At 66.7% G+C, this 13711-nt stretch carries 14 protein-coding genes; 6 read left to right on the forward strand and 8 right to left on the reverse strand.

Going from position 1 to position 13711, the window contains the following annotated elements; genetic code table 11:
* Positions 1–55: 55 nt before the first annotated feature.
* Complete coding sequence (locus EAH76_RS06915; RefSeq protein WP_194150949.1) at positions 56–2122, reverse strand: malate synthase G; 2067 nt, start codon at positions 2120–2122, stop codon at positions 56–58.
* A gap of 72 nt (positions 2123–2194) precedes the next feature.
* Positions 2195–2647, reverse strand: a complete 453-nt coding sequence (locus EAH76_RS06920) for a MarR family winged helix-turn-helix transcriptional regulator (RefSeq protein ID WP_140849440.1) — start codon at positions 2645–2647, stop codon at positions 2195–2197.
* Positions 2648–2723: 76 nt separating this feature from the next.
* Here EAH76_RS06920 and hppD point away from each other — a divergent pair, with 76 nt between their 5' ends.
* The 4 genes from hppD (at position 2724) to EAH76_RS06940 (ending at position 6586) form a co-directional block, all read left to right on the forward strand.
* Entirely contained in the window at positions 2724–3800 is a 1077-nt protein-coding gene (hppD, locus tag EAH76_RS06925) for a 4-hydroxyphenylpyruvate dioxygenase (protein ID WP_140849442.1), read from the forward strand.
* 120 nt (positions 3801–3920) lie between these two features.
* A complete protein-coding gene (gene hmgA / locus EAH76_RS06930) occupies positions 3921–5210 on the forward strand; it encodes a homogentisate 1,2-dioxygenase (RefSeq protein ID WP_140849444.1) in 1290 nt (429 codons plus the stop codon).
* A gap of 63 nt (positions 5211–5273) precedes the next feature.
* A complete protein-coding gene (gene gntA, locus EAH76_RS06935; protein ID WP_140850406.1) occupies positions 5274–5981 on the forward strand; it encodes a guanitoxin biosynthesis heme-dependent pre-guanitoxin N-hydroxylase GntA in 708 nt (235 codons plus the stop codon).
* Entirely contained in the window at positions 5978–6586 is a 609-nt protein-coding gene (locus EAH76_RS06940) for a DUF1989 domain-containing protein (RefSeq protein WP_140849446.1), read from the forward strand. Before gntA ends, EAH76_RS06940 begins: the two co-directional genes overlap by 4 nt.
* A gap of 135 nt (positions 6587–6721) precedes the next feature.
* Here the strand turns inward: EAH76_RS06940 and EAH76_RS06945 are convergent, their stop codons facing one another.
* The 3 genes from EAH76_RS06945 to EAH76_RS06955 are packed head-to-tail and all read right to left on the reverse strand — an operon-like array spanning position 6722 to position 9358.
* On the reverse strand, positions 6722–8134 hold the full coding sequence (locus EAH76_RS06945) for a coniferyl aldehyde dehydrogenase (protein ID WP_140849447.1): 1413 nt from the start codon (positions 8132–8134) through the stop codon (positions 6722–6724).
* A gap of 10 nt (positions 8135–8144) precedes the next feature.
* Positions 8145–8606, reverse strand: a complete 462-nt coding sequence (locus EAH76_RS06950; protein ID WP_140849449.1) for a hypothetical protein — start codon at positions 8604–8606, stop codon at positions 8145–8147.
* Positions 8603–9358 (reverse strand): prepilin peptidase, encoded by a 756-nt coding sequence (locus tag EAH76_RS06955; protein WP_140849450.1) that lies wholly within the window; start codon positions 9356–9358, stop codon positions 8603–8605. The genes EAH76_RS06950 and EAH76_RS06955 overlap by 4 nt, the downstream gene beginning before the upstream one ends.
* A gap of 117 nt (positions 9359–9475) precedes the next feature.
* Here EAH76_RS06955 and EAH76_RS06960 point away from each other — a divergent pair, with 117 nt between their 5' ends.
* Complete coding sequence (locus EAH76_RS06960) at positions 9476–10663, forward strand: acetyl-CoA C-acyltransferase (protein ID WP_140849452.1); 1188 nt, start codon at positions 9476–9478, stop codon at positions 10661–10663.
* Between the two features lie 46 nt (positions 10664–10709).
* On the opposite strand, the gene EAH76_RS06965 is transcribed toward EAH76_RS06960, so the two are convergent.
* Entirely contained in the window at positions 10710–11177 is a 468-nt protein-coding gene (locus tag EAH76_RS06965) for a GNAT family N-acetyltransferase (RefSeq protein WP_140849454.1), read from the reverse strand.
* Positions 11174–11677, reverse strand: coding sequence for an SH3 domain-containing protein (locus tag EAH76_RS06970; protein WP_140849456.1), 504 nt, complete (start codon positions 11675–11677; stop codon positions 11174–11176). Before EAH76_RS06970 ends, EAH76_RS06965 begins: the two co-directional genes overlap by 4 nt.
* Before the next feature lie 96 nt (positions 11678–11773).
* On the opposite strand from EAH76_RS06970, the gene EAH76_RS06975 reads away from it, so the two are divergent.
* On the forward strand, positions 11774–12772 hold the full coding sequence (locus EAH76_RS06975; protein ID WP_140849458.1) for a 2-hydroxyacid dehydrogenase: 999 nt from the start codon (positions 11774–11776) through the stop codon (positions 12770–12772).
* 18 nt (positions 12773–12790) lie between these two features.
* On the opposite strand, the gene EAH76_RS06980 is transcribed toward EAH76_RS06975, so the two are convergent.
* On the reverse strand, positions 12791–13675 hold the full coding sequence (locus EAH76_RS06980) for a bestrophin family protein (RefSeq protein ID WP_140849460.1): 885 nt from the start codon (positions 13673–13675) through the stop codon (positions 12791–12793).
* Positions 13676–13711 lie beyond the last annotated feature (36 nt).

Genomic DNA, 13711 nt, shown 5'->3' on the forward strand with positions numbered 1-13711 from the left:
CTCGCGCGAACGGCCCCGACTTGCCCCACCAACGCACGAGACTGCATTGGTTTCCCTAGTTTTGTTTGAGCATCAAACGATAGGTGTGCAGCAGGGGTTCGGTATAGCCGTTGGGCTGCGCGCCGCCATCGAAAACCAGCGCGCGCGCCGCCTGCAGCGCGAGGCTTTCGGGGTGCCCGTGCATCGGCCGATACAGCGGGTCGCCGGCATTCTGCACATCGACCTTGGCCGCCATCCGGTCGAACGCAGCATCGACTTCGTCGGGCGTGGTCACGCCGTGGAGCAGCCAGTTGGCGATGTGCTGCGAGGAAATGCGCAGCGTCGCGCGATCCTCCATCAGCCCGATATCGTGGATGTCGGGCACCTTCGAACAGCCGACCCCCTGATCGATCCAGCGCACGACATAGCCGAGAATGCCTTGCGCATTGTTGTCGAGCTCGGCGCGGATTTCATCGGGCTTCCAGTTGCGCCCCGGCGCGACCGGCACCGTCAGCAAAGCGTCGAGCGACGGGATCGCTTCCCTTGCGATCTCCCCCTGGCGCGCAAAGACGTCGACCTGGTGATAGTGCATCGCGTGCAGCGTCGCCGCGGTTGGCGAGGGAACCCAGGCGGTGTTGGCACCCGCCTGCGGATGCGCGATCTTCTGCGTCATCATATCGCCCATCCGGTCGGGCGCGGCCCACATCCCCTTACCGATCTGCGCCTTGCCCGACAGGCCGGCGGCAAGCCCGATGCGGACGTTGCGGTCCTCATACGCCTTGATCCAGGCGCTGGTCTTCATCTCGCCCTTGGGGATCATCGGCCCGGCGCGCATCGCGGTGTGCATCTCGTCGCCGGTGCGATCGAGGAAGCCGGTGTTGATGAAGACGATGCGGTCCTTCACTGCCCCGATGCAAGCGGCGAGGTTGGCCGAGGTGCGGCGCTCCTCGTCCATCACGCCGACCTTGATCGTATGGCGATCGAGCCCGAGCAGATCCTCGACAGCGTCGAACAAAGCGTTGGTGAACGCGCATTCGGCCGGCCCGTGCATCTTCGGCTTGACGATATAGACCGAGCCCGTGCGGCTGTTCTGGAACGCGCCGAGCTTGCGCAAATCGTACAGCGCGATCGTGCTGGTCAGGATCGCGTCGAGGATGCCCTCCGGCGCATCGCTGCCATCGGAAAGGCGCAGCGCGGGCGTCGTCATCAGATGCCCGACATTGCGGACGAACAACAGGCTGCGGCCCGGGAGCGTCAGGCCATTGTCATAGACGCGATCGGCATTGAGCCGGCGCGTGATCGTCTTGCCACCCTTGTCGAACGATTCCTCGAGCGTGCCGGTCATCAGCCCGAGCCAATTGGCATAGGCCGCGACCTTGTCCTCGGCATCGACCGCGGCGATCGAATCCTCGAGGTCGCAGATCGTCGTCAGCGCCGATTCGAGGATGACGTCGGCGATGCCCGACGGATCGTCGCGTCCGATCGGGTGGTCGCGGTTCACCACAACTTCGATGTGCAGGCCGTTATGGACGAAAAGCCACGACTCGCCCTTGCGGCCGACGAGTTGCGCGGGATCGCGCAGCACCGGCTCCTTGTCGGCAAGCTCAGCCCAGGGGCGGTCGGCAAGCGGCACCGCCTGGTCGAGGAACGCCTTCGCGGCGACGACGACTTGGCGCCCGCGGACGGGATCATAGCCGCCCGGCACCGCCATCCCCGGCAGCGCGTCGGTGCCGTAATAGGCGTCGTAGAGGCTCCCCCAACGCGCATTGGCGGCATTGAGCAGGAAGCGCGCGTTGAGGATCGGCACGACGAGCTGCGGCCCGGCCATCGTCGCGACCTCGGGATCGACGTTCTCCGTGGTGATCGTGAAGGACGCAGGCTCGGGCACGAGATAGCCGATCTCGCGCAGATACGCCTCGTCGACCGCCCCGCCCGCCTGATAGCGTGCATCGATCTTGGCCTGGAGATCGTCGCGCACCTGCAGCAGCGCGGCATTTTGCGGCGCGAAGCGCGCATAGATCGCGGCAACCCCCGACCACCACGCGCCAGCTTCGATGTCGAGCCCGGGCAGGACGCGTTCCTCGACAAAGGCGGCGAGCGGTGCCGCCACCGAAAGGCCGGCGCGGTCGAGCATGTCGGGCATGAAGGTCCTCCTGGAAAAACACGGTTCGCCTGGGGAGGGCCGAGTCCGCTTAGGCCAGGGAAGGCCCTGCTATCAACCCTGCTCCGGGTCGAACGGTGCGGCAGATGCCTCGATCCGGTCAAGCATCGCGCGGAAGGTCGCGATCTCCTTTGGCGAAAACCCCCCGAAAACGCGCGCTTCTAGTTCGAGCGCCTTGGGCGCGACATCGTCGTACAGCGCCCGTCCGGTCGTGGTCAGCGCGAGCATGTGCGAGCGCTGATCGCCCGGATTGGGCTGGCGCGCAACCAGCCCGCGCTCGACCAAGGCGGCGGCCGCGCGGCTGACGGTGACCTTGTCCATGCGCGTCGCGAGGCCCAGCGCCTGCTGCGTCATCCCCGGCCCTTCGGCGATCACCGCGACAAGCCGCCACTCCGAAATCTTGAGCCCGAACAGCGCCTGATAGGCGCTGGCGATCGCGGCCGAGACACGGTTCGACGCGATCGACAGGCGATAGGGCAGGAAGTCGTCGAGTTTGAGCGTTGCCATGGACAATCGATACGGGATGGACCGCGGTGCGCAAGCCCGCTATATCGTTTCATCTGAAACCAGTTGGAGCCGACCGATGACCGCGCCAGACACCAAGCCTGCAAACCCGATGGGCCTGAACGGCTTCGAATTCGTCGAATTCACTTCGCCCAACCCCGAGGCGATGGCCGACCTGTTCGTCAAGATGGGCTTCACGCACGTCGGCAACCACAAGTCGAAGAACGTCCGCCGCTATGCGCAGGGCGACATCAACTTCCTGCTCAACATGGACGACGCCGGCCAGGTCGCCGGCTTCCGCGACACACACGGCCCATCGGCCAATGCGATGGCGTTCCGCGTCGCCGATGGCGAAGGCGCACTGAAAATGGCGGTCGAGCGCGGTGCGGTCGCGGTGAAGGGCGCAGTCGGCCCGGACGAGCTCGACCTTCCCGCGATCGAGGGCATCGGCGGCGCGAACCTGTATCTGGTCGACGAGAAGTCGCGGATTTATGAGACCGACTTTACGCCGGTCGAAGGCGCGGGCGTCGACGACCACAGCGTCGGCCTCCACACGCTCGATCACCTCACGCACAATCTGCAGCGCGGGCGGATGAGCTATTGGGCGGATTATTACGAGCGGATCTTCAACTTCCGCCAGATCCGCTATTTCGACATCGAGGGTCAGGCGACGGGTCTCTTCTCGAAGGCGATGACTGCGCCCGACGACAAGATCCGCATCCCGCTCAACGAAAGCCAGGACGAGCATTCGCAGATCGAGGAGTTCATCAAGGACTATAAGGGCGAAGGCATCCAGCATCTCGCGCTCGCGACCGACGACATCTTCAAGACGGTCGACACGCTGCGGGCGAACGGCGTGCGCTTCCAGACGACGCCGCAGACCTATTTCGACCTGATCGACAAGCGCCTGCCCGGCCACGACCACGACGTCGAGGAAATGCGCAAGCGCGACATCCTGATCGACGGCGCACCCGAGACCGGCGGCGGGCTGCTGCTGCAGATCTTCACCGAGAATATGGTCGGGCCGATCTTCTTCGAGATCATCCAGCGCAAGGGCAATGACGGCTTCGGCGAGGGCAATTTCAAGGCGCTGTTCGAGAGCATCGAGCTCGACCAGATCCGCCGCGGCGTGGTGCCGGGCGCGGTCGAGGCGTAAGGCAACAAAGCCCCTCCCCTTCAGGGGAGGGGTTGGGGTGGGGCTGTAATGGACTCAAGTCTCTGCGAGGCTCCCCCCACCCCTTACCCCTCCCCCGAAGGGGAGGGGCTGGAGAGCGAGATGAGCGACGTCCCTTACATGACCGGCTTCGGCAACCATTTCGCCAGCGAAGCCGTCCCCGGCGCGCTCCCGATCGGCCGCAATTCACCGCAGCGCCTGGCGTTCGGCCTCTACGCCGAGCAACTCAGCGGCACCGCCTTCACCGCACCCCGGCACGAGAACAAGCGCTCGTGGCTCTACCGCCTGCGCCCGTCCGCCGCGCACCCCGCCTTCACCCCATATGAGGGCGCCCCCCTCTTCGCGCCCGGTGTCGCCACCGCGCCGCTCGCGCCCAACCGTTTGCGCTGGAAGCCGCTCGACACGCTCGCCGAGGCTGACTGGCTCGACAGCCTGACGACGATGGTCGTCGCGGGCGACGGCCCCAAGACGCAGACCGGCGTCGCGATGCATATCTACCGCGCCACCAAGGACATGGAAAACCGCGCCTTCGCCTCCGCCGATGGCGAACTGCTGATCCTTCCAGAGCAGGGCGCGCTCACGCTGCTCACCGAGTTCGGCCGGATCGACGTCAAGCCCGGCGAAGTCGCGCTGATCCCGCGCGGCGTCCGCTTTCGCGTAACCCTGCCCGACGGCACCGCACGAGGCTATGTCGCGGAGAATCACGGCCAGCCCTTCCGCCTTCCCGATCTCGGCCCGATCGGCGCCAACGGCCTCGCCAACCCGCGCGACTTCGAGACGCCCGTCGCCTGGTTCGAGGATGTCGAGGGCGAGTATGAGCTGGTCCAGAAATTCCTCGGCAGCCTGTGGACCACCGAGCTCGGCCGTTCGCCGCTCGACGTCGTCGCGTGGCACGGCAATTACGCGCCGTGGAAATACGATCTGAAACGCTTCAACACGATCGGCAGCATCAGCTTCGATCATCCCGACCCGTCGATCTTCACCGTGCTGACGAGCCCAAGCGACGTGCCCGGCACGGCCAATGTCGATTTCGTGATCTTCCCGCCGCGCTGGCTGGTCGCCGAAGACACTTTCCGCCCGCCCTGGTTCCACCGCAACACGATGAGCGAATGTATGGGCCTGCTCTACGGCGCCTACGACGCCAAGGCGGACGGTTTCGTGCCCGGCGCCTTGTCGCTGCACAACCAGATGAGCGGGCACGGCCCCGACGTGGCGAGCTGGCAGGGCGCGAGCGCGGCGGACCTCAAACCGCACAAGCTCGACGGCACGATGGCGTTCATGATCGAGAGCCGCTGGGTCTTCACCCCGACGGATTTCGCTTTGGAAACGAGCGCGTTGGACGCCGACTATGATCAGGCATGGAGCGGTTTTCCCAAGGCACAGCTTCGCTAAATGCTTGATTAGGATCAGCGAGGAATCTTGGAACCTTCGGCCGATGGAACCGTCTTGTCGGACATGCCCATGCCCGCGACCCCGCTCTTCCCTTGGCGCCACCGCGCGCAAGGCGATTTCCAGGCCCTGCTCGACGCGCATGTCGCGGCGGCAGACTTTCCGTGCGTCGGCGCCAAGGCGGCGCTCGCCAAGGGGACGCTGTCGGTGCTCGCCTGCGACAGGATCGACAGCGCATGGGACGATCTGCGCATTCATGACGGGCTGATGCATTTTGCCGCCGACTATCGCGCCGATCCGGGGCTGTTCCGCAGCTTCGCGGTGATCTTCGACGGCCCCGACGGGCTGAGCGAGGACGCGTTCGAAACGGCGCTGTGGCAGCGCGCGCAATCGATCTCGGACAAGGACGTGTGGCGCGGCCAGGGTTATGACAAGGGCGTCAGCGCCGATCCGGAGAGCCCGCATTTCTCGCTGAGCTTCGGCGGCGAGGCATTCTTCATCGTCGGCCTGCATCCCAATGCCAGCCGCCCCGCGCGACGCTTCGCGCAGCCGACGATGGTGTTCAACCTGCACGACCAATTCACCACGCTGCGCGATCAGGGCCGCTATGAGGGGATGCGCGAGAAGATTCTGGTACGCGACGAGGCGCTCGCAGGCAGCCGCAACCCGATGCTCGCGCGCCACGGCGAAATGAGCGAGGCGCGCCAGTATAGTGGGCGCGTCGTTGGCGCCGAGTGGAAGTGCCCGTTCAATTACGCTGGTACGCCCGAGTGAGCGATACGATCGAGATCCCCGAGCGCAGCGGCACCGCGTTCCGCCTGGCGCGGGGCGAGACCCTCACCGTGATCGACCCGCGCGGCCGCCAGGTCGCCGATCTGCTCGCATTCAATGCCGAGGATATCGACGAGGTCATCTCGTCGGGCCGGACGCTCGATTATGCCGAGACGATCTTCCTGACGACCGGGCACCAGCTTTATTCGAACCGATCGCACCCGATGCTCGAGATCGTCGCCGACACCGTTGGGCGGCACGACTTCCTGCTGACGCCGTGTTCGTACGACACCTTCCACCATTTCTATCCCGACCTGCCGCCGCATCGCGGCTGCTTCGGCAATCTGGCGGCGGCGCTCGAACCCTATGGCGTGACGCCAGACCGGATCCCGGTGGCGTTCAACTGTTTCATGAATGTGCCCGTCGATGCCGCGACCGGCAAGCTGTCGGTACTCCCGCCGATCAGCCAGGCGGGCGACCATATCGTCTTCCGCGCGGCGATGGACCTGGTGATCGGCCTCACCGCCTGCTCGGCGCCGGCGAGCAATGGCGGGAGCTTCAAGCCGATCCACTATCGGATTGATGCGGCCGATCAGGGCAAGATCTGACGGTACAACCTTTTCGTCACCCCGGACCTGTTCCGGGGTCCACCGTCACGCACACGCTACTGCCGCAGTGCTTGCGGCCCGGTGGACCCCGGGACGAGCCCGGGGTGACGGTTAGAGGGGGAAGCTTCTCCCCGCCTATTTCATCTGCCGCTTGATGCTCGTCCACGTCGCCTTGCCATAAGGCGGCTTGAGCCCTGCGAGCTTCGCGACGTCGAGCTTGGCCTGTTTGAATACAGCCTTGGCGTGGCTGAAGGTCTTGAAGCCGTCGCTCCCGTGATACGACCCCATTCCCGAAGGTCCGATCCCGCCGAAGGGCAATTCCTCCATCGAGACGTGAAACACCACGTCGTCTAGCGTCACGCCGCCCGAGATCGTCCGGTCGAGCACGCGCCGCCGTTCGTCCGCATCGGGCCCGAAATAGTAGAGACCGAGCGGCCGGTCGCGGCGATTGACCTCGGCGATCGCCGTGTCGATCCCGCTATAGCGGCGCACCGGGAGGATCGGCCCGAACAGTTCCTCCTGCATCACGATCATGTCGTCGGTCGCGTTCCGGACGATGTGGAGCGGCATCTTGCGGCTGTTCGAGCCCGCGAAATCCTCACCCGCCGGATTGACCGTTTCGACCGTCGCGCCCTTGGCACGCGCATCGGCGACCCAGTCCTGCAGGCGCTGGTGATGCCGGTCGTTGATGATCGCGGTGTAATCGGGATTGGCGAGCAATGTCGGATACATTGCCGACACCGCCGCCTTGAGACCATCGACGACCGCCTGCTCCTGCGCCTCGGGCACGAGCATGTAATCGGGCGCGAGGCAGATCTGCCCGGCGTTGAGCATCTTGCCGATCGCCACGCGCTCGGTCGCCTTGGCGATGTCGGCATCCTTGCCGACGATCACCGGCGACTTGCCGCCGAGTTCGAGCGTGACCGGCGTCAGATTGTCGGCGGCGGCGTGCAGGATGTGGCGCCCGATCCCGGTCGCGCCGGTGAAGATCAGATGGTCGAAGGGCAGTTCGGAAAACGCCTTGCCGACCTCTGCCCCGCCACTGAAGAAAGCGAGCTCGTCCGGCGCGAAATAGGTGCCGCAGACAGCTTCGAACAGCGCCGCCGTGCGCGGGGTGAATTCGCTCGTCTTGACCATCGCGCGGTTGCCCGCGGCGAATATCCCGGCGATCGGCCCCATCACCAGATTGACCGGAAAATTCCACGGCGCGATCACGCCGACCACGCCCTTGGGCTGATATTCGACCCAGGCGCGCGCGCCCAACAGCCCGAGCGGAAATTGCACCGGCCGCGTGTCGCGGCGCATCCAGCGCTCGACCGATTTGAGCGCGTGGCGGATCGGCGCGATCGACGATGCGATGTCGGTCAGCATCGACTGCTCGCGGCTGCGATGCCCGAAATCCTCGCTCAGCGCGTCGCAAAAGGCGTCGGCATTGTCGGCGATCATCGCCGCGGCACGATTAAGGCGATCCTTGCGAACCGCAAGGCTGACGGGAAGCTCGGCCATGAAGGCAGCGCGCTGGCGGTTCAACACGTCGTGCATCGTCATCGCAATCCCCTCAAACGCAGCCGATCAGCCCCGCCACCGGCACTATCACCGAATCCTGCCCTGCCTGGTCGATCTCGAGCAAGCCCTCGGGCACGACCGCGCCCGCGCTGATCGACTCGCGCGTCTCGACCTTCATCGTCAGTTTGGCGACGAGGCTGCCGCTGCGATATTCGGCCTTTTCGGGAAAACCGAAGCCGCTCGCGCCGACCTGCGCGGTGCGGTCGAGATCGGTGATCTTGCCCTGGAGCGACACGCGCAACCGTGCCGGATCGGCCCCCGCCATCGCGATCAGCGCGCGCGTCCCGCTGGCGGTCCAGAGATAGGCGGCGCACCCATGTGCCGGCAGCTGCTGCTTGGGGATCGCACCGATCGGCAGGCCATCGACCGAAACCAGCGGCGGCGCGGGCGCGACCGGCGTCGCCTGCGGGGCAGCGGCGAGCAGCACGGGCGCGAACAAGAGGAGCGCTTTCATGGCAGCGAGCCTAGCAGGAACAGCCAGGCCGGGTAAGCTGCGATCGCGAGCAGCGCCCCGAACGGCATGCGATCCCCCAGCCCCGCACCCCGCCCGCGCAACAGCCCGGCCAGGACGATCGCCAGCCCGGTCAGCGCGGCAAGGAAGACCACCGCCGGCAGCAACCGCCAGCCGAGCCACAGCCCGATCGCGCCGAGCAGCTTCGGATCGCCCCCGCCCAGCCCCTCGCGATGCCGAAGCCGTTTGTACGCCGCACCGATCGCCCACAGCACAGCAAAGCCGCCGACGCCGCCAATTATCCGATCGCCAATCGACGGCGCGACGCCGAGCACTCCCGTGACCACCCCCGCCCCGGCCAGCGTCGCGGTCAGCGCATCGGGCAACCAGAATTCGGCGATGTCGAGCGCGGCGAGGGCCAGCAGCAGCCAGCCGAACACGGCGCCCGCCAGTCCGACCGGCCCCGGCACCGCCCACCCCGCCAGCACGCCGATCACGATGCACCCAAGCTCGATCTGCCAATGCCGCCCGTCGATCGCAACTCCGCAGGCCCGGCAGTGCCCGCGCGCCAGTGCGGCGCTCAACAATGGCACCAGATCGCGCGCGCCGAGCGCAACGTCGCAGCCGTCGCAGTGCGAGCGCCCGCGCATCACCGATCGCCCCTCGGGCCAGCGGATCACCAGCGTCGCGAGAAAACTCCCGATCACCGCGCCGAGCAAGCCGAGCAGGCTCGGCCAAAGGAGCAACTCTACCATGCGCCCCCTTACCGCCATTCGCGCAGCAGCGAGAAGACCCGGAACCGCCACCGGTTTGTAAATCGGCCGACTCCGTCCTAGATCGCACGCATCCGTTTGCTATGCGAAAGTGCGCCCGTGTCCGCTGATCCCGTCGTCATCGTTTCCTATGCCCGCACGCCGATGGGCTCGTTCCAGGGCGCGCTGACCGGCGCCACCGCGACCGAACTCGGCGCCGCCGCGGTCGGTGGCGCGGTCGAGCGCGCGGGCGTTTCGGGCGAGGCGATCGAGCGGATCTATATGGGCTGCGTGCTCCCCGCTGGACTCGGCCAGGCCCCTGCCCGTCAGGCCGCGCTCAAAGCCGGTCTACCCGATCATATCGAGGCGACCACGGTCAACAAGATGTGCGGCTCGGGCATGATGGCGACGATGCTCGCCGCCGATGCGCTCGCCGCCGGATCGGCCGACCTGATCGTCGCGGGCGGGATGGAGAGCATGACCAATGCGCCGTATCTCTCGCTGCGCCACCGCAGCGGTGCGCGGATCGGGCACGACGTGCTCAAGGATCACATGTATCTCGACGGGCTCGAGGATGCGTATCAGCCCGGCAAATTGATGGGCAATTTCGCCGAGGATACCGCGGCGGTCTATCAGTTCACGCGCCAGCAGATGGACGATTACGCGATCGAATCGCTCCACCGCGCGCAGCGCGCGCAGCAATCGGGCGCGTTCGACCGCGAAATCGTCGCGGTCGAGGTGAGCGGTCGCAAGGGCCCGACCACCGTCAGCCTCGACGAGCAGCCCGCCAAGGGCGACGTCGCCAAGATCCCCACGCTCAAGCCCGCCTTCTCGAAGGACGGCACGATCACCGCGGCGAACGCCTCGTCGATCTCGGATGGCGCCGCGGCGCTGGTGATGACGCGTGCCTCGGTCGCCGAGAAGCTCGGTCTCACCCCGATCGCGCGGATCGTCGCACAGGCAGCGCACGCGCATGCCCCCGAACTGTTCACCACCGCGCCGGTGTTCGCGATGCGCAAGGCGCTCGCCAAGGCGGGCTGGTCGGTCGGCGATGTCGACCTGTTCGAGGTCAACGAAGCCTTCGCCGTCGTCGCGATGATCGCGATGCGCGATCTCGGCATCCCGCATGACCGGCTCAACGTCCATGGCGGCGCGTGCGCGCTCGGCCATCCGATCGGCGCGAGCGGCGCGCGGATCCTCGCAACGTTGCTGTCGGCGCTGCAGACCAGCGGGCAGAAGCGTGGCCTCGCCTCGCTGTGCATCGGCGGGGGCGAAGCGACTGCAGTCGCCATCGAACTGATGCACTAAACCGCGCAGACCGTTGCAACCCTTCCCCGAAGCCCGGGGAAGGGTGTCAGGCGAGCGCCAGCGTGTAGTACCGACTGAACGTACGGTCGCTATAGTCTGCGAACTGGTCGCATTCGACGAACCCTGCGCGCTCGTACAGCGCGTGCGCCGCCGCGAATGGCGCGTTCGATCCCGTCTCGAGGCTCAGGCGCCGGTACGCGCGATCGCGCGCCTCGGCGATGAGATAGGCCAGCATCGCGCCCGCCACGCCGCGCCGGAGTTGCCCGGGCGCAGTGCGCATCGACTTGATCTCGCCATGCGTCGCATCGAGCTGCTTGAGCGCTCCCATCCCGAGCACGGTCGCGCCTTCCCACAAAGTCCAAAGCGTCACCGCCGGATCGCGCAAACCGCTGAGGTCGAGCGCAAAGACGCTGCCCGGCGGCGAATTCTCGTGCGCGCTGCGCAAATGCAGGTCGAGCAGCGCGACGACCGCGGGATGCGACAGATCGTCGCGGACGATCCGCCACTCGCTCACGGCAACTCTTCGGTTGGCTCGACGCCCCACAGATGGTTCGCCTCGACGAAGCCGCCGCGCCCGCGCACGTCGAAATGGCACCAGCCGCGCGAACATCGGCTCAGCCGCCCGACGACGCCCGGTGCCGCACGCCACAGGATCCGCCCGCCGTCGCGCGGCGAATCACGCAGCTCGGCGACCATTCCCATCACCACCGCGGTGCGTTTCTCGCTCACCAGCGTGCCCATCATCCAGCCCTGCGTACCGCCCGGATCCTCGACCTTGTACCACGCGCCATGATCGTAGACGTCGAGCACCTTCACCGGCAGGTCGGCGCGCTGGTACAACCAGCTCGACGGATAGGTGCGCGCAGGGCCGGTCCGCATCCGCGCCTTGCCCGGCGAGATCGAGGCGAAATAGGGCGGCTTTTTCTGGACGAGCCCCGCCAGCGCCGGCGCCACCGCGCCCACGCCGAGCGTGATCGCCATTGCCGCCAGCAAAATCCGCGCCCTGTTACGCATACTCTTTCCCCGTCTGTAAACGCGCTCGTTTATCGCGGTTCGCGCCGTCGCTTCAACACCGTTGACGAGGCCAAAGCGCTCGGCCAAGCCATGTCCATGCCCGAAACGAGACGCGTGCCGAACCCGAAAGTTGCCGTGACGCGCGAATTGCCCGACGCGGTGATGGAGCGCATGACGCAGCTGTTCGACACGCAGCTCCATCGCGGGCCGGTCGGCATGACGCGCGAGCAGCTCGCCGCCGCGATGGCGGAGTGCGACGTGCTCGTTCCCACCGTTACCGACGAGATCGATGCCGAGCTGATCGCCGGCGCCGGTCCCCGGCTCAAGCTGATCGCCAATTTCGGCGCGGGCGTGAACCATATCGCGCTGAAGGCGGCGCGCGCGCGCGGCATCATCGTCACCAACACCCCCGGCGTGCTGACCGAGGACACCGCCGACATGACGATGGCGCTGATCGTCTCGGTCCCGCGCCGCCTCGCCGAGGGCGAGAAACTGGTGCGCTCGGGCGCGTGGCAAGGCTGGTCGCCGGGCGGGATGCTCGGCCACCGGATCGGCGGCAAGGCCCTCGGCATCCTTGGCATGGGCCGGATCGGCCAGGCGGTCGCTCGGCGCGCGCGCGCCTTCGGGCTGTCGATCCATTATCATAACCGCCACCGCCTGCCGAAAGTGGTCGAGGCGGAATTGCAGGCGCAATGGCATCCCAATCTCGACGAGATGCTCGGCGCGATCGATATCCTGACGATCCACACCCCGCGCAACGCCGATAGCGAGGGCTTGTTGGATGCGGACCGGATCGCGCTGCTGCGTCCGCACGTCTATCTCATCAACGCTGCGCGCGGCGGGATCGTCGACGAGGATGCGCTGATCGATGCGCTCGAGGGCCAGCGGTTGGCGGGCGCTGGGCTCGACGTGTGGAAGCACGAGCCGCAGATCGACCCGCGGCTGCTCGCGCTGCCCAACGTCGTGATGACGCCGCATATGGGATCGGCGACCTATGAGGGGCGGATGGCGACCGGCGAGAAAGTCATCGCCAACATCCGCATGTGGGCCGATGGGCATCGCCCGCCCGACCAGGTGCTCGAGGGCTGGGCCTAGCTCCGGCCTACCCCCATTCTACCACAGCACGCCCTGCGCATCGGCGCGGAGCGGCTCGGGCGCGGGATCACCGATCGCCTGCAGCAGATCGATCTCGATCGTCCGGCACATCGCCGACAACGGAACGTCGTGAACGGTATTAGCGAACGGATCGACCAGATCGTCGCCGATCGCGAGCACGACGAGGAACATCAGGCCGGCGATGCTCGACCCGAGCGGCGTCGCGAAGCCGAGCGTGTCGACCAGCCCGATCGGCAGCAAGATGCACAGCAGATGCGTGAAGATCGTCGGGAAAAAGCGGTACTGGCTCGGCAGCGGCATGTTCTTGAGCCGCTCCATCCCGCCCTGCGCATTGGCGATATCGACGAGGATGCTCTCCATCGACGCCTGCTGGATCGTGTCGATCCAACCCTCGGCGCGCGCGCCGTTGATCCGGCGGCCGGTGCCATCGACGATCCCGTTGGCGACATTGACGCGACCGAGCGCGAAATCGGCCTCGCCGCGCGACAGGAAGCGCAGCACCTCGCCGTCCGACGGCTGGCGCCGCAACTGGCAGCGCAGCGCGTTGACATAGGCGATCTGCCGCAGGACGATCGTGCGCTTCAGGTCCTTCGCTTCGTCGGGCAGGTAATTGCGCGCCTGCCGCGCGAGGCTGCGACTTGCGTTGATCATCTGCCCCCACAGCACGCGCCCTTCCCACCAGCGCTGATACGCCGAGTTACTCCGGAACCCGAGGAACAGCGCGAGCGCCGTGCCGAACAGCGTCAGCGGAAGCGATGGCGCGGTGAACGGCACGACGTAATAGGTGACCGTCACGATCACGTCCCAGACGAACAGCAAGGCAGCAGGCCGCCAGATCTCGCGGAAGATGTGGCGATAGCCGGGCGTGTTGGTGACGATCATCGTATCTCGGGGCTTTCAAGGACGCGATTGCGCGAT

The sequence above is a fragment of the Sphingomonas glacialis genome (assembly GCF_006439055.1).
Classification (GTDB): Bacteria; Pseudomonadota; Alphaproteobacteria; order Sphingomonadales; family Sphingomonadaceae; genus Sphingomonas; species Sphingomonas glacialis_A.

What these genes read in the sequence shown, in the direction of transcription:
- EAH76_RS06975 (WP_140849458.1), top strand. Translation starts at nt 11,774, where the DNA reads ATGCCCGAAACGAGACGCGTGCCGAACCCGAAAGTTGCCGTGACGCGC.
- hppD (WP_140849442.1), top strand. Translation starts at nt 2,724, where the DNA reads ATGACCGCGCCAGACACCAAGCCTGCAAACCCGATGGGCCTGAACGGC.
- EAH76_RS06970 (WP_140849456.1), bottom strand. Translation starts at nt 11,677, where the DNA reads ATGCGTAACAGGGCGCGGATTTTGCTGGCGGCAATGGCGATCACGCTC.
- hmgA (WP_140849444.1), top strand. Translation starts at nt 3,921, where the DNA reads ATGAGCGACGTCCCTTACATGACCGGCTTCGGCAACCATTTCGCCAGC.
- gntA (WP_140850406.1), top strand. Translation starts at nt 5,274, where the DNA reads ATGCCCATGCCCGCGACCCCGCTCTTCCCTTGGCGCCACCGCGCGCAA.
- EAH76_RS06950 (WP_140849449.1), bottom strand. Translation starts at nt 8,606, where the DNA reads ATGAAAGCGCTCCTCTTGTTCGCGCCCGTGCTGCTCGCCGCTGCCCCG.
- EAH76_RS06915 (WP_194150949.1), bottom strand. Translation starts at nt 2,122, where the DNA reads ATGCCCGACATGCTCGACCGCGCCGGCCTTTCGGTGGCGGCACCGCTC.
- EAH76_RS06920 (WP_140849440.1), bottom strand. Translation starts at nt 2,647, where the DNA reads ATGGCAACGCTCAAACTCGACGACTTCCTGCCCTATCGCCTGTCGATC.
- EAH76_RS06980 (WP_140849460.1), bottom strand. Translation starts at nt 13,675, where the DNA reads ATGATCGTCACCAACACGCCCGGCTATCGCCACATCTTCCGCGAGATC.
- EAH76_RS06955 (WP_140849450.1), bottom strand. Translation starts at nt 9,358, where the DNA reads ATGGTAGAGTTGCTCCTTTGGCCGAGCCTGCTCGGCTTGCTCGGCGCG.
- EAH76_RS06945 (WP_140849447.1), bottom strand. Translation starts at nt 8,134, where the DNA reads ATGACGATGCACGACGTGTTGAACCGCCAGCGCGCTGCCTTCATGGCC.